The organism is Kitasatospora sp. NPDC043950, assembly GCF_056435345.1.
Genome location: NZ_JBWKER010000055.1, coordinates 16,107 through 34,989 on the forward strand (window position 1 = coordinate 16,107; position 18,883 = coordinate 34,989).

At 74.1% G+C, this 18,883-nt stretch carries 15 protein-coding genes and 1 pseudogene; 4 read left to right on the forward strand and 12 right to left on the reverse strand.

Features of this window, described 5'->3' with window-relative positions; all coding sequences use genetic code 11:
* The first annotated feature begins 74 nt into the window (after positions 1-74).
* The gene (locus AC07BF_RS30105) at positions 75-1,679 is read left to right on the forward strand and encodes an FAD-dependent monooxygenase (RefSeq protein WP_400988652.1); all 1,605 of its coding nucleotides are present in this window, start codon (positions 75-77) and stop codon (positions 1,677-1,679) included.
* 138 nt (positions 1,680-1,817) lie between these two features.
* On the opposite strand, the gene AC07BF_RS30110 is transcribed toward AC07BF_RS30105, so the two are convergent.
* The 5 genes from AC07BF_RS30110 to AC07BF_RS30130 all read right to left on the reverse strand — a co-directional run bounded on the left by AC07BF_RS30110 (position 1,818) and on the right by AC07BF_RS30130 (position 7,962).
* Positions 1,818-2,294, reverse strand: coding sequence for an SRPBCC family protein (locus tag AC07BF_RS30110; protein ID WP_400988654.1), 477 nt, complete (start codon positions 2,292-2,294; stop codon positions 1,818-1,820).
* A gap of 279 nt (positions 2,295-2,573) precedes the next feature.
* Positions 2,574-3,800 (reverse strand): DUF7507 domain-containing protein, encoded by a 1,227-nt coding sequence (locus tag AC07BF_RS30115; protein ID WP_400807920.1) that lies wholly within the window; start codon positions 3,798-3,800, stop codon positions 2,574-2,576.
* A gap of 97 nt (positions 3,801-3,897) precedes the next feature.
* Complete coding sequence (locus tag AC07BF_RS30120) at positions 3,898-6,201, reverse strand: condensation domain-containing protein (protein WP_478334173.1); 2,304 nt, start codon at positions 6,199-6,201, stop codon at positions 3,898-3,900.
* Positions 6,202-6,263: 62 nt separating this feature from the next.
* Entirely contained in the window at positions 6,264-7,052 is a 789-nt protein-coding gene (locus tag AC07BF_RS30125) for an SDR family NAD(P)-dependent oxidoreductase (protein WP_363586376.1), read from the reverse strand.
* A gap of 91 nt (positions 7,053-7,143) precedes the next feature.
* The gene (locus tag AC07BF_RS30130) at positions 7,144-7,962 is read right to left on the reverse strand and encodes an AfsR/SARP family transcriptional regulator (protein WP_363586377.1); all 819 of its coding nucleotides are present in this window, start codon (positions 7,960-7,962) and stop codon (positions 7,144-7,146) included.
* Between the two features lie 286 nt (positions 7,963-8,248).
* Here AC07BF_RS30130 and AC07BF_RS30135 point away from each other — a divergent pair, with 286 nt between their 5' ends.
* Entirely contained in the window at positions 8,249-8,776 is a 528-nt protein-coding gene (locus AC07BF_RS30135) for an NUDIX hydrolase family protein (RefSeq protein ID WP_350884975.1), read from the forward strand.
* A 78-nt stretch (positions 8,777-8,854) separates the two neighbouring features.
* Here the strand turns inward: AC07BF_RS30135 and AC07BF_RS30140 are convergent, their stop codons facing one another.
* From AC07BF_RS30140 to AC07BF_RS30160, 5 genes are all read right to left on the reverse strand, one after another.
* Positions 8,855-10,582: an ABC transporter ATP-binding protein gene (locus AC07BF_RS30140; RefSeq protein WP_478334183.1), complete on the reverse strand. Its 1,728-nt coding sequence runs from the start codon at positions 10,580-10,582 to the stop codon at positions 8,855-8,857.
* An 11-nt stretch (positions 10,583-10,593) separates the two neighbouring features.
* Positions 10,594-11,583, reverse strand: coding sequence for an ABC transporter permease (locus tag AC07BF_RS30145; RefSeq protein ID WP_363586378.1), 990 nt, complete (start codon positions 11,581-11,583; stop codon positions 10,594-10,596).
* Positions 11,580-12,653, reverse strand: a complete 1,074-nt coding sequence (locus AC07BF_RS30150) for an ABC transporter permease (RefSeq protein WP_478334174.1) — start codon at positions 12,651-12,653, stop codon at positions 11,580-11,582. Before AC07BF_RS30150 ends, AC07BF_RS30145 begins: the two co-directional genes overlap by 4 nt.
* 32 nt (positions 12,654-12,685) lie before the next feature.
* On the reverse strand, positions 12,686-14,404 hold the full coding sequence (locus tag AC07BF_RS30155; protein ID WP_363622946.1) for an ABC transporter substrate-binding protein: 1,719 nt from the start codon (positions 14,402-14,404) through the stop codon (positions 12,686-12,688).
* A gap of 144 nt (positions 14,405-14,548) precedes the next feature.
* The gene (locus AC07BF_RS30160) at positions 14,549-14,641 is read right to left on the reverse strand and encodes an Ms4533A family Cys-rich leader peptide (protein WP_317620150.1); all 93 of its coding nucleotides are present in this window, start codon (positions 14,639-14,641) and stop codon (positions 14,549-14,551) included.
* Between the two features lie 350 nt (positions 14,642-14,991).
* Between AC07BF_RS30160 and AC07BF_RS30165 the strand changes: the two genes are divergently transcribed.
* Positions 14,992-16,029, forward strand: coding sequence for a dihydroxyacetone kinase subunit DhaK (locus AC07BF_RS30165; RefSeq protein ID WP_063345848.1), 1,038 nt, complete (start codon positions 14,992-14,994; stop codon positions 16,027-16,029).
* Positions 16,026-16,682, forward strand: a pseudogene (gene dhaL / locus AC07BF_RS30170) (dihydroxyacetone kinase subunit DhaL); the annotation flags it as partial. The gene AC07BF_RS30165 and the pseudogene dhaL, both read left to right, overlap by 4 nt.
* Positions 16,683-16,899: 217 nt before the next feature.
* Here the strand turns inward: dhaL and AC07BF_RS30175 are convergent.
* Together AC07BF_RS30175 and AC07BF_RS30180 are read right to left on the reverse strand one after the other, a co-directional pair.
* Positions 16,900-17,592, reverse strand: coding sequence for an HAD family hydrolase (locus AC07BF_RS30175; RefSeq protein WP_363586382.1), 693 nt, complete (start codon positions 17,590-17,592; stop codon positions 16,900-16,902).
* Positions 17,593-17,842: 250 nt separating this feature from the next.
* Positions 17,843-18,784 (reverse strand): ScbA/BarX family gamma-butyrolactone biosynthesis protein, encoded by a 942-nt coding sequence (locus AC07BF_RS30180; RefSeq protein WP_478318055.1) that lies wholly within the window; start codon positions 18,782-18,784, stop codon positions 17,843-17,845.
* Positions 18,785-18,883: the final 99 nt, after the last annotated feature.

Here is an 18,883-nt window from a genome sequence, read left to right on the forward strand (position 1 = left end):
GTGCGCCCCTTCCGATCGTTTGCGCATCCCATGGTAACGTCAAAATCAAAGATTAGGCGTTACGAAGGAGTGGCATGCGATTCCCGGCAACGACGTCCGTCCTGATCGTCGGCGCAGGCCCGGTCGGCCTGACCATGTCGCTCCTCCTCTCCGGGCACGGCGTGCCGCACCTGCTCGTCGAGGCGCACCAGGGCACCTCCCGCCACCCCAAGGCCCGTGGCGTGTCCGCGCGTTCGATGGAGATCTTCCGTAGGCTCGGACTGGAAGCCGACATCCGGCAGGCCGGGCTCCCGGCCTCGCACGTCTTCTTCTACCGTGGCCGCGACCTCGTCGACCCGGACTTCGTACGCACCGGCGTGGCCGGCGCCCCGGACGGTGGCGCCGAGCGCACCCCGTCGCCGGGGCTCATCTGCTCGCAGGACGCCCTGGAGGCCGTGCTGCTGCGCCGGGCCCGTGAACTCGCGCCGGACGGCGTGCGGTTCGCCACCCGGCTGCTCTCCTTCACCGAGTTCACCGAGTTCACCGAGTTCACCGAGCCCGCCGCCGTCGGCGCATCCGCAGGCGGCGGCGAGGGCGTGCACGCGGTGCTGGAGGACCGGGCCACCGGCGACCGGCACACCGTGCGCGCCGACTGGCTGATCGGCTGCGACGGCGCAGCGAGCACCGTCCGCACCGGCGCCGGGATCGCCATGGCAGGGCCGACCGGCCTCGGCCACTTCCTCAGCATCCGCTTCGAGGCGCCGCTCGGCGAGGTCGTCGCCGACCGGGCCAGCGCGTCCTACTTCCTCACCGAGCCCGGCCGCGGCGGCTTCCTGGCCGTGGACAACGACCGGCACTGGATCTACCAGCACCCCTACGACCCCGGGCGCGACGACCTCGCCGACCTCCTCGGCGACCACCGGCAGCTGGCCCGGCTGGTGCGCGACGCCGCCGGACTGCCCGACCTCGACGTCACCGTCCGGGACACCCAGACCTGGCGGCTGGACGCCCAACTCGCCGACACCTACCGCCGGTCACGGGTCCTGATCGCGGGCGACGCGGCCCATGTGACGCCCCCCACCGGTGGACACGGCATGAACACCGGCATCGGCGACGCCGACAACCTGGCCTGGAAGCTCGCCGCGGTCGTGGCCGGGTCGGCCGGCGAAGCGCTGCTGGACACCTACCAGGCCGAGCGCCGCCCCGTCGCCAGCCAGGTCATCGACCTGTCCCTCGCCAACTCCCGCGCCCGCACCGGCTACCGGATCGACGACGAACTGCTGCTCACGGCGGCCTACCGCTCCACCGCCGTCCACGCCGACCCCGACGCACCCGCTCGCCCGCCGCTGGACCCGGACGGCGAGCACCCCGACGGCGGGCCCGGTGGCCGCCTCCCGCACCTGTGCCTGGCCGGACTCCCCGGGGCGGCGTCGACGCTCGACCTCGTCGGCCCCGGCTTCACCCTGCTCACACCCACCGGCGACCCCGCCTGGCAACGCCAGGCCGACACCGCCGCAGCGGCAGGCCTGCCCGTCGTGCTGCGGCCACTGCCCGCAGCCGACTGGCCCGGCCTCTCCGGCCTCCCCGCCACCGGCGCGCTCCTCACCCGCCCCGACGGCCACATCGCCTGGCAGGCGCCACACCCGCCCGCCGGCGACCGCGAGTTGCGGGAAGTCCTGCGGCGGATCCTGTCGGCGTAGGCGGCCGGCCCGAGGCCACCGGCCGACCCGACGCCACTGGCCGGGACCGTCACCGAATGCCGGCGGAGTACGACCGCGTCACGGTCGACGACGACCCGCGCGGGTACGTCCGCCGGCAGTACCGGCTCTGGCGCGACGTCAGGCCGTAGGGGGTCCCGCCCCCAGCAGCTGGTCCAGCACCCGGCCGAAGACCAGGCGCCCGGCGCGGGCCACGAGCGGGTCGAGCGGCGCGGGCAGGCACGCGACCCGGAGTTCCTCCGTCCAGGTCACCTCGGATCCGCCGGTCTCCCCGGTCTGCCCGGTGTCCTGGCCGGGGGCCCGTACGCGCAGTTCGGCCCAGCCGAGCACCAGTCGGCCCCGCTTCTCCAGCCGGCACAGCCCGTCGCGCCCAGGTGCGGGGGCGGCCAGGCCGACGATCTCCATCGGGTCGTCGAACCGGAACGGCCCGATGACCGTCCGGGCCAGGATGGCGTCCCCCGCCTGCCCGCCACCGCCCCGCACCACGGTGACCCGGGTGAACGGCACCCGGTCCCCGTGCCGGGGCCAGGCGGTCAGCCGCTCCCAGCAGACGGCCGGGGGCAGCGGCGAACGGCGGGTCAGGACGAAGCAGGCCATGCCTCACCTTAGGGTCCGCCGCACCGCAGGTGCTGAAGACGGAGCCTGGCGCCCTTCGCCAGCAGGTCGCGGCCGATCAGGGAGATCGCGGCCAGGCCTTTGCGAACCGGCGCACCAGTGCACCAGTGCACCAGTGCACCGGTCCGGGCACTCCGGGAGCTGACCCGCCCGCCACGTTCACGTCCCCGCCGGAGCGTGGCCGAACCCCCCTCACCCGTCTGGGAGGGCCTGGCAGGCCCGATGGCGGAGTGAGAGGGGTCCGCGGATGTCCTCGTGCCGTCAGCGGCGTCGGCGTCGCGGCCTCGGCCTGCCGAACCAGGCGGCACCCGCCCCCGTGGCGATGAGGGCGGCGGCAATCCACGCTGCCGGGCCGACGTGTGCTCCGGTCTCGGGCAGTTCAGGCCCGGTCGCGGGCGTGGTGGTCGTGGTCGTGGAGGGCGACGGCGACGGCGACGGCGGCGCGGTGGTCGTGGAGGGCGAGGGGGAGGCCGACGGCGACGGTGAGGAGGAGGGGGACGCCGACGGTGAGGGGGACGGGGACGGGCTGGCCGTGGTGATGTTCAGTCGGGCGGTGGCGGGGCCCGAGGTGACCGTGGCTCCCGTGGCGAACGGCCTGGTCCCGTCGACGCCGGAGGCCGTGGCGGTGTTGGTGACCGATCCGGCGCTTCCGTCCGCCGCGGAGGGGGTGTAGGTGGCCTGGCAGGTCTGACTCTGCCCGGCTGCGAGGGGTGTGCCGGGGCAGCTGATCGACGACAGCCCCGGGAGCGGATCGTCGACCGCGACCGCCGTCCACGGCACGGGGCCGGTGTTGGTGACGGTGTACTGGTAGGTGACGGTCTGGCCGACCTGCGCCGTGGTGATCGGGGCTCCGCCGGCGGTCGCCGACTTGGCCAGCGACAGGCCGAACGGGTCGGGGATGGCGACCTGCACCGTGGTGCCGGTCACCGTTCCCGAGGGGTTGGTGCCGACCGCCCCGACCTGGTTGGTGCAGGCGCCGCCGCTGTCGCTGGAGACGATGTTCCACCCGGTGGCGTACTGCGGCACCACCGCGCCGGCCACGGTGCGCTGTTGCAGCGCCTTGGAACACCCGCCACTGCTCGCCTCGCCCGCCGGGAGCGCGGGCAGCGCCGGGCTGCCCGTCACCGTCGGGTTGGAGAACCCGGCCGTCGAGCCCTGGGTGACGTCCGTGAGCAGTTCGCTGTACGTGCCTGCGGCGCCGACGTACACGACTGCCGGGTCACCGGTCACGGTGACGTCCGCGACTTGGGTGCCCTGCGGGCCGGTGAGCTGAAACTGGCAGGGATCGCCCGAGGTCCCGATCGGCTCGACGATGAAGTAGGCGACTCCGGAAGCGTCGGTGTCGGAGAAGGACAGCGAGCAGTTGCCGGCGATATCCAGCTGGGTCAACGTCGGTGCCGCGGACGCCGTCGTGGGGACGGCCAACCACAGACTTGCGATGAGCAGGCCGAGGCAGGCAAGGGCGGTTCTACGGGCGAGCCAGATCATGCTGGTGACGCTAAGTGACCCAATTCGGCCGTGGGGGCGAGCCACGCGCCCTGGTCACTCGTCCGGCTGATGGGAACGATCGGGCGTCGGGCGCGGATCACGGCGGGGGCGTGCCGCCGAGGAGGGGGGCCAGGGCGAACAGGTCGGACGGGGCGGCGTCGTCGGGGAGCAGGACGACCAGCGGGGGGCGGGCCGGCGGGCCGAGCCGGGCGACCTCGTAGGCGGTGACGCCGCTGCCGGGCGCGGCGACCAGGGCGACCGGGGCCGGGGACTCCAGCAGCGGGGCGAGGACCGGGCGGTAGGCGGCCGGTGAGGGCGGGCCGGCGGCCGGGCGGAGCACGCCGAGCGCCTGCGGCCCCGGCCAGCCGCGCGCGGTGCCGGGGTAGCGGGTGTGCGGGGCGTCGGGCGGGGGCAGCAGCAGCACCCAGCCCGCGCCCGGGCGGGCGGCCCGGCGCAGCACCTCCAGCCGGACGGCCGGGCCGTCCGTCGGCGCGTCCGGGGCCGGCGGGTGGTCGGCGGGCCCGCCGGGTCGGGGAGCGGGGTGTCCGGCGAGGGTGGAGCGCAGCACCTCCGAGGTGCTGAGGCCGCTCGGCAGGTCGGGGAAGGTGCGCAGCAGGTGGGCGCTCTGGCTGAGGAGTTCGACGGCGTCCCGGTCGGCCAGCAGGGCGCGGTCGTGGGTGGTGGTGAGGACGAGTCCGCCGGTGGCGTCGTAGTGGGCGGCGAGGGTGATCGGGTACGAGGTGAAGGTGCCGGCCGGTACGGGGTTCTCCACGTGGATGCCGTGCGCGGCCAGGTCGGTCTCCAGCCGCAGGTGGTGCGGGGCGGTCGGCTGGTGTTCCAGGACGACCAGGCTGTGCGGCCGCTGCCCGCGCGGGGTGGCGCTCCAGCGGTGGGCCTGTCCGGGCGAGACCCACTCGTAGGCGGCGAGGTCGAGCACGCCGTCGCGCAGGGCCGCGAGCAGTTGCGGCACCGTCGTGCCCGGGTGCACCCGGACGGAGATCGGCAGCGGGTTGCGCAGCGCGCCGGGCAGCCGGTCGATGCCGTCCAGCGGGATGCCCCGTCCGGAGACCGTCACCGCGAAGCCGACCCGCACCGCCCGGGCCGGTCGGTGCTCGCGGGACTGCGCCGCGCGGTAGAGCAGCAGTGCCCAGGCGGCCTGGAGGGCGCTGCTCTCGCCCGCCCCCCAGGCGGCCGCCCAGCCGCGCAGCCGGACCGCCTCGTACGGGGTGAGCCGGCGCCGGGCGCGTCCGCTGCCGCGCCGGGTCGGGTCGGGGGCGAGCGGGAGGACGGCGCCGGCGGCGGTCCGGGTGGCCCAGAACTGCCGGGCGGCGTCGCTTCCCTGGGCGTCGAGCCAGCGGGCGTGGTCGCGGACGTCGGGGCGGCGCTCGCCGCCGGGCAGGACGCCGCCGGTCAGGTAGGCGCGGTAGAAGGCCTGGAGGAGCAGCCGCACGCTCCAGCCGTCGAGCATCGCGTGGTGGTAGGTGAGCAGGACCCGGGTGGCCGGTCCCTCGTCCTGGTCCTGCGGGCCGGAGTCGAGCAGGGTGGCGCGCAGCAGGGCGGGTCGGCGCAGGTCGAAGCCGCGGTGCCGGTCGGTTTCCAGCAGGTCGTCCCAGCCGACCGCGCCGTGCGGGTGCCGGGTGACTTCGGGGACGGCCCGTTCGTGCAGCACCATCCAGGGGTCGCCGGCGGTGTCGTCCCAGTCGAAGGCGGCGCGCAGCACCGTCTCGTGGTCGAACACGGACTGCCAGGCGGCGGTGAACCGGTCGGTGTCCAGCGGCCCGTGCCAGTTCCAGGACAGCTGTTCGACGTGCCGCCCGCCGTGGTCGGCGCGCCCGATGACCTGGCGCAGCATCTCCCGTTGCAGCGCGCTGGTCGGCACCGTGACGGGCTCCGGCGGGTGCGCCAGCGCCTCCCGCAGCCGCTCCACGAGTTCGGCGGCGCGCGCGGACGGTCCGGCGGCGATGCCGACGAACAGGCGCCGGAGGCCGTCCCGGCGGTCCTCGACCAGGACGGCGCGCAGCCGCGCTCCGGCGGCGAGGGCGCGTCCGAGGTCGGCCAGGACCCGGTCGAGCCCGTCGGGGCCGTCCACCGTGCGCTCCCAGAGCGCGTCCGCCCGGTCCTGGGGCGTGGGACTGGCCCCGTCGACGGCGCGCAGGGCGGCGCGCAGCACGTCGGCCTCGTAGGCCTGTTGCAGCTCGACCAGCAGGAACTCCGGGGGCCGGCCGGCCCCGCGTGGCTGCGGCGGACGCCACCGGCGGGTGGCGGTGCGGGCCAGCGCGGCGTTGACCGCCCCGGTGTCGAGCCGTCTCGGCGGACGGGCGGCGGGCAGGCAGGGCTCGGGCGACGGGGCGCCGGCCACCAGCAGGGTGACGGGTGCGCTGGAGAAGTGACGGTTCGTCATCGCTGATCAGCGGGCACCGGAGCCCGGTTCCTTCCCGTGGGCCGGCCAGGGTTGCGCCGGGGTTACTGGGTGGCGAGGCCGCCGCAGACGTTCAGCGCCTGGGCGGTGATGCTGGCGGCGGTCGGGGAGGTGAGGTAGCCGGCCAGCGAGGCGACCTCCTCCGGGGTGGTGTAGCGGCCGAGCGGGATGTGCGTCTGGAAGTGCTGGTGGATGGTCTCGGGGGTGGTGTTGTAGGCGGTGGCGTACTCGTGGTGGATCCGGGTGGTGTGCGGGGTGTGCACGTAGCCCGGGCAGATGGCGTTGACGGTGGTGCCGGTCGGGGCCAGTTCCTTGGCGAGTGCCCGGGTGAAGCCGATCACGGCGTGCTTGCTCGCGGTGTACGGGGCGCCGAGGGTGACGGCCTGCTTCCCGGCGGTGGAGGCGATGTTGATGATCCGCGGGTGCGCGGTGCCGGTGAGGTGGCCGTGCTTGAGGGTCTCCCGGGTGACCAGGAAGACGGCGTTCAGGTTGGTGTCGATGACGTCGTACCAGAGGTCGTCCGTGGTGGTGGCGATGGGCCCGCCGCCGGTGCGGCCGGCGTTGTTGACCAGCACGGTGATCGGGCCGTGCTCGGCCACCACGTGCCGGATCAGCGCGCTGACCTGGGTGGGGTCGCGCACGTCGCAGGTGGTGCCGTCGGCCTGGTGGCCCTCGCCGCGCAGGGTGGCCAGCGCGTCGGTGATGTGCGGGCCGGTGCGGGCGCAGATGAAGAGGCGGTGGCCGCGGCTGCCGAGCTCGCGGGCGATGGCGAGGCCGATCCCGCGGGTGCCGCCGGTGATCAGGGCGAGGGGTTGCTCGGGTGCGGTGGTCATGGCGGGTCCTGGGGGTGAGGGCGGGCTGGGAGCTCGGGCCGGTGGTGGGTGGTCGGTGGTCGGGGGTCGGTGGGGTGGTCGGGGCGGGAGCTCAGGCCGGGTAGAGGTTGTAGGTGGTCGGGTGGGCCGTGGTCGGGGTGTTGAGGGTGGGGTCGAGGGTGAGGATCGCGTGGTGCAGGTGTTGCAGGTGCGGGGAGGGCTGGATGCCGAGCTCGGTGGTGAGGCGGTGCCGCAGGTGGTGGTAGGTGGCGAGGGCGGTGGTCTGCCGGCCGGCCCGGTAGAGCGCGACCATGGCCTGGGCGTGCAGGCCCTCGTGGTGCGGGTGCTGGTGGGTGAGGTGGGTGAGTTCGGGGATGAGCTCGTTGTGCCGGCCGAGCCGCAGGTCGGTGTCGATGCGGCGTTCCAGGGTGATCAGGCGGCTCTCCTCCAGGCGCATGATCTCGATGGCGAGGATCGGCCCGGGCCGCACGTCGACCAGGGCCGGGCCGTGCCAGAGCGCGAGGGCCTGCCGGAAGTGGGTGGCGGCCTGGTGGTCGTGGCCGTGGTTGAAGGCGTGCTGCCCCTGGGTGGTGAGCAGGCTGTAGGTGTGGACGTCGAGGTTGTCCGGGTGGGTGGTGAGCTGGTAGCCGCCGTGCCGGGTGGTCAGGATGTCCTTGGCGGTGATGTGCGGGGTCGGCCCGAGGCCGTGGGTGATCCGGCGGCGCAGTTGCAGGATGTACGTCTGCATGGTGGTGAGCGCCTGTCTGGGCGGGTCGTCGCCCCAGATCTCCTCGATCAGGGTGGCGGTGGGCAGGATGCGGTTCGGGTAGAGCGCGAGGAGGGCCAGGATCTGGCGCTGCTTGGCGGCGGTGGGGACGACGGAGATGCCGTTGAGGTCGGCGGTGAGGGGGCCGAGGACCTTGAGGTGCATGGCGGTTCTCCTCTCGGGCGCGGGGCGTCCGCTCGGGTGGGCGTCATTCGGCTGCTTGTTCGGGTCGACGGAATGGTGGGGCGGACGCGTCGCACCCTAGTTGGGCCGGGGGGTGGGGGCCGGATTCCTCAAGTGCCCGTCGAGCGCGGTTCCGGGCGCTCTGGTGGGGCGCCTCCGGGCGGAGCGGTGCGGCGGGCCGGTGCGGCGGGTCGGTGCTCGACGGTGTGACGGGCGGGGCGCCCGGCGCGGACGGGGCCCGGGAACGTACGATCGGCGAATGGCTGACATGACGGAAACCACGCCAGGCTGGCTCGCCCCCGAGGAACTAGAGACCACCCGCGCCAAGATGCCGATCCTGTACGTCGAGGCCGTGCCGGTCCGCGTCGACGACGCCGGCGAGGTCACCCAGATCGGCCTCCTGCTGCGGATCGGACCGGACGGGACGGTCAGCCGCACGCTGGTCTCCGGCCGGGTGCTGCACCACGAGCGGATCCGCGACGCCCTGCTGCGCCATCTGGAGAAGGACCTCGGCCCGGTGGCGCTGCCCCGGATCCCGGCCTCGCTGCAACCGTTCACGGTCGCCGAGTACTTCCCGACCCTGGGGATCACCGAGTTCCACGACCCGCGTCAGCACGCGGTGTCGCTGGCGTACGTCGTGCCGGTGGCCGGCGACTGCCGGCCGCGCCAGGACGCGCTCGACCTGGTCTGGTTCAGCCCGCAGGAGGCCGCCTCCCCGCTGGTGCAGCAGGACATGCCCGGCGGTCAGGGGGCGCTGCTCAAGCGGGCCCTGGCGCACGTCGGCTGCCTGAGCTGAGCACTCCGGCCGGGGCCCGCACCGGGTGAGGTGCGGGCCCCGGCCGGGAGCTGGTCAGGGCGTCGGTCAGGGAGCCGGTCAGGCTCCGGCGGATGCCAGGCGCGCGTTGCGCCGGGCGGTCGCCTCGACCGGGTCCAGCACCGGCACGGCCGCCAGCAGGCCCTTGGTGTACGCGTGCTGGGGGGAGTCGTACACGGCGTCGGCGTCGCCCTGCTCCACGATCCGCCCGGCCCGCATCACCGCGACCCGGTCGCTCACCTGCCGGACCACGGCGAGGTCGTGGGCGATGAAGACCAGCGCGAGGCCGAGGTCGCGCTGCAACTCGCCGAGCAACGCGACCACCTGGGCCTGGGTGGTGACGTCCAGTGCGGAGACCGGCTCGTCGCAGACGATCAGTCGCGGCTGCGGTGCGAGCGCCCGCGCGATGCCGACCCGCTGGCGCTGTCCGCCGGAGAACTCGTGCGGATAGCGGTGGTACCAGTCGGCGTCGAGGCCCACCCGTTCGAGGAGCTCGCCGACCCTGGAGCGGATGCGGCGCTCGTCGCTCCCACCGGCGATGCGCAGCGGGTCGGCGATGGACTCCCCGATGCTGCGGCGCGGGTTGAGCGAGGACACCGGGTCCTGGAAGACCATCTGCAACTCCCGCCGGAGCGGGCGCAGTTCCTTCTCCCCGAGCGCTCCGATGTCCCGGCCGCGGTAGTGGAGCCGGCCGCCGGTCGGCTCCAGCAGCCGGACCAGCATCCGCCCGAGCGTGGTCTTGCCGGAGCCGGACTCGCCGACGATGCCCAGCGTCTCGCCCGCGCGCACGGTGAGCGAGACGCCGTCCACGGCGGCCACGGGGGCCGCGCGCCGGGTGAGGCCGCCGCGGGTGGCGAACTCACGGCGCAGGTCGGTGGCTTCGAGCAGGACGTCGCCGTCGGTGCGCCCGGCGGCTCCGTCGGCGGCGGTGCCTGCGGCAGGCCCGGCAGGCCCGGCAGAACCGGCAGGCCCGGCGGGCCCGGTCGGTGCGCCCGGAGCGTCGACCCGGGGCACCGCCGACAGCAGCGCGCGGGTGTACGGCTCGCGCGGCGCGCCCAGCACCTCGGTGACCGGGCCGTGTTCCACCGCCCGGCCGTCCTTCATCACCAGCACCCGGTCGACGCTCCCGGCGACCACCCCCAGATCGTGGGTGACCAGGACCAGCCCGGCCCCGGTCTCGGCCCGCAACTCGTGCAGCAGGTCGAGGATCTGGGCCTGGACGGTGACGTCCAGCGCGGTCGTGGGCTCGTCGGCGACCAGCAGCCGCGGCTCGCAGGCCAGGGCCATCGCGATCAGCACCCGCTGGCGCATGCCGCCGCTGAACTCGTGCGGGCGCGACCGCGAGCGCCGTCCCGGGTCGGGGATGCCGACGCGGCCGAGCACCTCGACGGCGCGGGCCCTGGCGGCCCGGCGGGAGACGGCCCGGTGGACCCGTACGACCTCGGCGATCTGGTCGCCCACGGCGTAGTACGGGTCGAGGGCGGAGAGCGGGTCCTGGAACACCATGGCCGCCAACCCGCCGCGCAGCCGCCGCAGTTCGTCGCCCTCGGCGGTGACGGCGTCGATGCCGGCGACCCGGACGGAGCCGCCGACCCGGGCGCCGGTGCCGCGGTGCAGGCCGAGCAGTCCGTAGGCGACGGTGCTCTTGCCCGACCCGGACTCGCCGACGATGCCGAGCGCCTGCCCGGCCTCCAGGGTGAAGCCCACGCCGTCGACGGCGCGTACGTGCCCGTCGCCGACCGGGAAGTCGACGACGAGATCCCGGACGTCGACCAGGGGAGGAGCCAGGGGTTCGGCGCTCACGTCAGGACCACCCTTCGATCGGTCACCGCGTAGAGCACGTCCGCGACGACGTTGGCGAGGACCACGGCGAACCCGGTGACGAGGGTGAGGCCGACGACGGTCGGCAGGTCGATCAGGCTGACCGAGCTGACCAGCAGCTTGCCGAGCCCCGGGAGCCCGAACAGCGACTCCGTCAGCACGGCGGAGCCGAACATCGTCCCGAGGTCCATGGCGGTGAGCGCGATCACCGGGGTGAGCGCGCCGCGCAGCGCGTGCCTGGTCACCAGGCGCCGCTCGCTGACGCCGTACGCCCGGAAGGTCCGGATGTGGTCGTCGGCGAGGGTCTCCAGCATGGACGAGCGGGTCAGCCGGGCGTACTTGGCGGACTCGATGAGCGCGAGCGAGACCCAGGGCAGCAGCAGGCCCCAGAACCACTGCTGCGGGTCCTCGGTGAGCGGTACGTAGCTCGGGAACGGCAGCCACTGGAGCTGGGCGCACAGGACGATGAGCAGCACCAGGCCGATGACGAAGACCGGGATGGAGTTGCCGGCCAGCGTCAGCGCGGTCAGCAGCCGCTCGCTGAGCCGGCCCCGGCGCAGCGCGGAGAGCAGCCCGGTGCCGACCCCGAGGGCCAGCCAGAGCACCATCGCGCCGAGTGCCAGCGAGGCCGTCACCGGGAGCCGGGCGGCGATCATGTCGGTGACCTGCTCGCCGCTGCGGTAGGAGACGCCCAGGCACGGCGCCGGGCAGTGCAGCAGGCCCGTCCCGGCGCTGAAGTCGCGGCCGACGACGACGCCCTGGAGGAAGTGGGCGTACTGGAGGTAGACCGGTGCGTCGAGGCCGAGGCGTTCGCGTACCTGGAGGACCTGGGCGGGGCTGCACTTCTCGCCGCAGGCCAGCTGGGCGGGGTCGCCGGGGGCGATGTAGAAGACCGCGTAGACGATCAGCGAGATGGCGAGCAGGACGCCGACCATGCCGATGGCCCTGCGGAGCAGGAAGCGGGTCATGCGGTGGCCTCCTCGGTGGCGGCCGACGGGCCGGGGCGGGCGGGGTCCGGCGTGCCGCTGCCCGGCGATGCGGTGCCCGACGGTCCGCTGCCCGACGAGCCGGCGCCGCGCGCCGTTCCGACCCGCAGCCGGGAGGCCGCGCGGGGGTCGAGCTCGGTGCGGACGGCGTCGCCGAGCACGGTGAAGGCGAGCACCGTGGCGAACAGCAACGCGGACGGGAGCAGCACGTACATCGGGTCGGCGCGGAACCAGGTGGTCGCGCCGGAGAGCATCTGGCCCCACGACGAGGTGGGCGGCTTGACGCCCACGCCGAGGAAGGACAGCCCGGCCTCGGCGATCACGTTGGACGGCAGCAGCACCGCGGCGTAGGTGATGACCGGCGCGGCCAGGGACGGCAGCAGCTCCCGGCGGGCGATCCGCCAGCGGGTGGCGCCGGCGAGCCGGGCCGCGGCCACGTAGTCGAGCTGGCGGAGGCTGAGCGTCTGCGCCCGGACCAGCCGGGCGGTGCCGGCCCAGCCGAGCAGCCCGATGACCAGGGTCAGCAGGAGCGGGCGGGGGAAGTCGGAGGGCACGACCGCCATCAGCGAGATGGCGAAGACCAGCGAGGGCAGCGCGAGCATCACCTCGGTGGTGTTGCCGATCAGCTGGTCGAGCAGCCGGCTGCCGAGGCCCGCGGCGAGGCCGAGCAGGACGCCGATGGCGACCTGGACGAGGGTGGCGCCGACGGCGACGAGCAGCGAGATCCGGGCGCCGTGGACCAGTCGGGCGAACACGTCGCGCCCGGTGCCGGGTTCGACGCCGAGCCAGTGCTCGGCGCTGACGCCGCCGAAGGAGCCGGTGGGCACCCCGCCGGCCGCCGAGTCGAGCAGGTCGTTGTGGTAGCTGGTGGGGTCCTGGCCCTCGATCGCGCTGAGCAGCGGTGCCGCTGCCGCGATCAGGGCGAGCAGGGCGATGACGAGGCCGGCGGCGAGGACGGCGCGCCGCGCGAGCAGCCGCCGCCACACCGTCCGGCCCCCGGCGGCCGGGGAGGCCGCGAGGGCCTCCCCGGCCTGGGGTTCCTGTGGAGCCATGGTTGTTCGACCGATCCGTCCGATCCCGTCCGCTACTTGACCGCGACCTGGGAGATGTCGAGCACGCCGGTCCAGTCGCTGATGACGATGTTGCGGACGTCCTTGCCCGACAGCCGCTTGTAGACGGGGTGGAACAGCGGGACGGTCAGGGCCTGGTCGCCGATCCGCTTGTCCAGGGCACCCCAGCGCTTGGCCGCCTCGGCGTGGTCGGTGATCTTGTTGATCTGGTCGATCTCGTCGTTCACCGACGGGTCGTCCAGCTGCGCGGAGTTGAAGTTGTAGCCGTCGGTGACGATCTGCCGGCCGTCGAAGATCGGCGCGAGGAACGGGCCGCCGGAGGGCCAGTCGGCGCCCCAGCCGGAGAGGAAGAGGCCGGGTTCGGTGCTGACGGTGTGGATCGTCTTGGAGTACCTGGTGGAGTCCAGGGCGTCGAGCTGGACGGTGATCCCGGCCGCCTTCAGGCCGTCCTGGACGGCGGTGGCCAGGTTCGGGCCGTAGCCCTTGCCCGATTCGGTGGAGTGGGTGAGCGTGATGGTCAGGCCGTCCGGGTAGCCGGCCTCCTTCAGCAGCTCCTTGGCCTTCTCCGGGTTGCCGGTGGCGCCGGCCGGGAACGGGTCGTAGGGCGTGTACCCGAAGGTCTCCTGGGCGGGCAGGTAGGTGGTGGCGGCCTCGGCGAGCGAGGAGCCGCCGGCGGCGTTGACGACCGAGGTGCGGTTGAGCGCGTAGGCGACGGCCTGCCGGACCTTGGGGTTGTCGAAGGGCTTGACCTTGGGGTTGAACGCCAGGTAGTTGACGTAGCCGAAGTGGCCGGTGCCGACGCGGGCGGCGAGCGCCTTGTCGTCCTTCACCTGGGCGAGCTCGGAGGGGCCGAGGTTGGTGTCGGTGGTGACGGCGGCCGCGTCGGCGCCGGTGCCGGCGGAGAGCCGCTGGTTGATCACCGCCGGGTCGAGCCCGGACTGCACATCGACGGTGTCCGGGTACGCCTTGCGCTGGTCGTCGTTGGCCGCGGACCAGTTGGGGTTGCGCTTGAGGACGAGGTGTGCGCCGTCGTTCTCGTTCTTGACGACCTGGTAGGGGCCGGAGGAGACGGGGTGCTCCTGGTACTTCGTCCCGGTGTCCTTGGCCTTCGGGACGGGGGCGAACTGCGTCTGGGTGGCCAGGTAGGGGAAGTCGCCCTCGGGCTTGTTGAGACGGAAGGTGATGGTCTTCTCGTCCGGCGTCTCGATCGCGTCCAGACCGCGGCCGTCCTTGTACGGGCCCTGGTAGTCGGCGGCGCCGACCAGCCAGTCCCTCAGGAATGGCGCCCCGCCGGAGAGTTCGGGGGCGAATGACCTTTCGATGCCGTACTTGATATCGGCGGTGGTGATCGCCGAGCCGTCCTCGTACTTCAGGCCGTCCTTGAGGTGGTATGTCCACACCGTCGCGCCCTCCGAGGGGGTGCCGGTGTCGGTGGCGAGGTCGGGGACGACCTTGGTGCCGGCCGCGCCGTCGGCCCGGTTGCGGGTGGTGAGGGTGCGGAAGACCAGGGAGGGCACGTTGCCGCCGCCGGAGGTGTAGAGCCGTGCGGGGTCGAACTGGTCCTGCGGGTTCTGGTTGAGGACGGTGAGGGTACCGCCCTGCTGCGGCGCGGCGTCCTTGCCGGTGCTTCCACCGCCGTCGCCCTTCGGTCCGCACGCCGCCACTCCGACGGCCAGGGCGACGGTGACGGTCGCCGCGGCGAGGCGGCGGGGGGTGAAGGTGGTTCGAGACATCGGAAAGGGGGCCTTTCGCTACCGATGGTGTACGGAGGAAGGCGGGCGACAGTGAGGCCGTGAGGAGAGTGAGCGGCACCGCGCCCGCAGGAAGGGGCGACGTCCCGGGGCGGCGATCACCGCTACGCATCGGGACAGGCGGATTCAGCGACAGAGATTGTCGGAAACGCAGTGCGCGGCCACGCCGATCAGCGCCAGCTCAATGGCGGCGCACTCGATCGGGTGACGGTCAGACATGCCGAGAAGACTGTATGACTTTAAGCGGAATGTCAAAACTCCGGATAGCATCCGGCCGCCACGGGAACGCCGGGAACGGATTACGGCCCGGGCACCGGGAGATCGTGCGGAAGCGGGGGGAAACCGGGGCCCGTGCCCGCCGGAGCGGCGGGCGCGACATCACCCGAGTGGGTGCCGCGACCCTTCGGGGCGCCGGCGCCCCGAAGGCCCGGAACCGCCCGCCGGGCGGCCGTTCCGGGCCCTCGCGCACTTCCGTCTGCGGGTTGCCGCGCGCGGGCGCCTGCCCAAGCATGGGTGAACGTGATCGGCGATCGCGCGCAGCGCGGCCGCCCTACCGAGCGGAGCCGGACGTGGCCCCTTACCTCGAAACCGATCAGGACGCCCTGGTGGCGAGCGCACTCGCCGGATTCGCCCGGGCCCACCCATCGCTCGTCGTCCACGACCCCGACCTCGGATTCGTCCGCGCCCGTGACCGGGCCCCCGGGCGCCGGGTCGGACTGCTCTCCGGTGGCGGCTCCGGGCACGAGCCCCTGCACGTCGGATTCGTCGGCCGGGGCATGCTCGACGCCGCCTGCCCGGGCCGGATCTTCGCCTCACCGCACAACCGGCAGATCTTCGAGGCCTCGCGCGCGGTCGCCGGCGAGGACGGCGTCCTGCACATCGTGAAGAACTACACCGGCGACCGGATCAACTTCGGCATCGCGGCCGAACGGCTGCACCGCCAGGGCATACCGTGCGCCAGGGTCCTGGTGGACGACGACCTCGCCTCCGAGTCCGAGTCCGTCGCCGCCGGCCGGCGCGGGACGGCAGCCACCGTCCTAGTGCAGAAGATCCTCGGAGCGGCCGCCGACCTCGGGCTCGGACTGGCGGAACTCTCCCTGCTGGGAGCAGAGTTGGCCGGGCGCTGCCGCAGCATCGCGGTGGCCGGTGCCGCACACACCTCCCCGGCCACCGGCCGGCCGGCCTTCGAGGTGTCGGACCGGACGGTCGAGTTCGGCGTCGGCATCCACGGCGAACGGGCCGAACTCTCCCTGGAGTGCGAACCGCTGGCCGTCCTGGTGGGCCGGATGGCGCTGCGCCTGCTGGAGGCGCTGCGCCCGGCCCGCGCCCCCCTGGTCGCGCTGGTCAACGGGCTGGGCGCGACCACCGGCCTGGAGCTGTACGCGGTCCTGTACGAACTGGCCGCCGTCCTGGACGCCGGCGGGCGCCGCCTGGCGCGCAGCCTGGTCGGCGACTACGTCACCGCCCTCGACATGCGGGGGTTCTCGATCACCCTGCTCGCCGCCGACGAACAGACGCTCGCGCTGCTCGACGCCCCCGCGTACACGGCGGCCTGGCCGGTCGCGCAATCGGCGCCGGCCCCCGGTCACCAGGAGGTCAGGAGATGACGGGCACGAAGGCCTTCGACGGCCTCTTCACGGCGGGCTGGATGCGGCGGTTCGCCGAGACCGTCGCGGTCACCGAGGAGGAGCTCACCCGGCTCGACCAGGCCGCCGGGGACGGCGACTTCGGCGTCAACCTGCTCACCGGCGTGCGGTGCGCCCTGGCCGCGCTGGACCGGCTGCCACCGGGGCGCCAGGCCGCGGCGGTACCGCTGGGCGCGGCGGCGGGCGCGTTCCTGGACGAGGTCGGCGGGACGAGCGGGCCGCTGTTCGGCCTGGTGCTCCAGGAGCTGGCGGCGGCCGTCGGCACCGGCCCGCTGACCGGCCCGGCCCTGGCCCGGGGAGCGACGGCGGCGCTGGAGGCCGTCCAGCGGGTGGGGGAGGCGCGGCCGGGTGACAAGACGCTCGTCGACGCCCTGCACCCGGCCGCACTGGCCCTGCGCGGCTGCACTCCCGATGCCCGCCCGGACGACTGCCTCGCGGCGGCCGCCGCCGCCGCGGCGGCGGGCGTCCGCCGGACCAGGGCCCTGCGGGCCCGCCGCGGCCGGGCCAGCTATCTCGGCGAACGGGCCTCGGGAGTGCCCGACCCGGGCGCCGTGGGCATCGCGCTGCTGTTCGCCTCGGCGCACGCGGTGCCGCGGACGCTGGACGGAGTGCTGCGCGATGACAGCGCTGCTGACCGCGCGTCCACCGGCAGCGTGTCCACCGACACCGCGCCGACCGACACCACGTCCACCGACACCGCGTTCGGCGGGCCCGATCCGCTGTGCGGCCCCGAGCCGGCCCCCGCCGGACCGTGACCGCCTGGCCGGGTCCCCACCCGGCTTGCGCTCCGCCGGGCGCTGCTCCGCCGGGCGCTGCTCGGCCGGGGGCCGCTCAGCTGGTGAGGGCGAGAGCGCTCCGGCGCCGGACCCAGTCGAGCAGTCCCGGCTCGCCCAGGGTGGCGACCCACAGGTCGACCGCGTCCCGCGCCTCGGCCGACGGGTGCGGTCCGACACCGATCACCCGCAGCCCCGCCAGGACGGCCGAGCGGATGCCGCAGAAGGTGTCCTCCACGGCGAGGCAGTCGGTGGGCTCGGCGCCGCAGAGCCGGGCGGCGGTCAGGTAGACGTCCGGCGCCGGCTTGGGCCCGATCCCCTCGGCCGGGACCACGATGTGCTCGAAGTGTTCGAGCAGTCCGGCGCCGCCGAGTCCGGCCTCGATCACGTCGCGCGGGCAGTTGCTGGCGACCGCCAGCGGGACGAACCCGCTGAGCCGGCCGACCAGTTCGGCCGCGCCCGGCATCGGGACCGGGTCGGCGTCGACGAGCGCCCGGAAGCTCGCCAGCAGCCGGTCGGTCAGCTCCGGCGCCAGCGAGGGGTCGCCGGCGGTCTCGGCCATCAGCCGCCCGCAGTCCGAGTAGTGCAGCCCGGCCGCGCGCGCCGTGAACTCCGGTCCGGCCGTGAGTCCGTAGCCCCGCAGCACCTCCGCACGGGCCTCGTGCCAGTGCGACTCGGTGTCCATCAGCGTGCCGTCGCAGTCGAAGACGACGGCTGCAGGGGTCCAGTCGTTGATTCTCTCCACGGTCATGCCTACGCCCTTCAGGTGGGATTGGCTCTGTGGGATTCGCCGGGGTGCGCGTCGGGACGAGGGGGGGCGGCCACGGCCTGGGGCCGTCGCCGCTTGCCGACCTGTCCGGGGCCGGAATCTGGAGCGCGGCAAAACGACGCGCATCGGCGTCCGGGCCGGAGAAAACGACCCGGAACATAACGATCGCAACGTTACGATCGATATGTTTCGCGGTCAAACTTGGCGGCCCTAGATTTGCCGGGTCTTTACTTCAATAGCCCAACGACCCCACGGCGGTGATATGACCGTTCTGACGAATATGAAAAACACACAAATGCTCGTACTCGGTGATGCCGACTTCCGGGAGGGGGGCGAACTCGGTGAACCGCACGGCCTTCATCCGGTAGTCGACGGGGTGCGACAGCCGCCCCGCGCTCCGCAGTGCCGCGGCCTGCCGGGCCGCCTCCAGCAGCACCATGCCGGGCATGTGGTCGGACGGGTGGTCGAAGAAGAACGGGTGCGCCGGATCGGCCGGGCAGATCAGGAGGGGGCCATCCGCCCACGAACGACCGGCCGCGCGCGTCACCAGCACGTCGGAGGGCAGGGCGACGCCGACCTCCGCCGGTGACGGGGGGTCGGGGGGCGGGCCGGAGTCCGCGGGGTCCCCGGCCAGCGCGGTGCCGCGCAGGGCCGGGTAGGCGGGCCGTTCGACGAAGCGCGTGCCGCCCTCGATCCGGGCGAACACCACTCCCCGCGCGGAGCAGTCGACCCGCAGCCGCATGCCGGTGGGCCGGTGGTTTCCGGCCGAGGTCCGCAGGTCGTGCACCAGGGCCCGGCAGAGGACCGCCGCCGGGCCGTCGCCGCGCGGCTCGGCCGCCGGGTCGACCCGGCAGGACACGTCGGTGATCAGCAGGTGCGTGTCGGCCGGTACGCCGTAGTGGCGCAGCGGCAGGTAGATGCCCAGCTGGCGGGCGGTCTCCACGGCGATCAGCGGGTCGTGCCGCTCCCCGCGTCCGCGCGGGAAGGTGGGGTGGGAGCGGGGCCACTGGGCCGCCGCCTCGAAGCGGTCGCCGCCTCGGGCCCGGACGTCGGTCAGCAGCACCTCCGCCACGGCGGCGCGGTGGACCAGTTCACGGGGGACCGTGCGGGACCAGCTGAGCGGTCGGGCAGGATGCCGGGCCGCCGAGGAGGGGAGGAAATCCAGCATCTTCATATTTACAGAAAATATCAATCCCCTTGGTTTCGCATGTCGTCAGTTGGCGATCCGGCCCGCGGATCACTACAGTGCGTGCGAAAAGCCGAGGTGATCTTG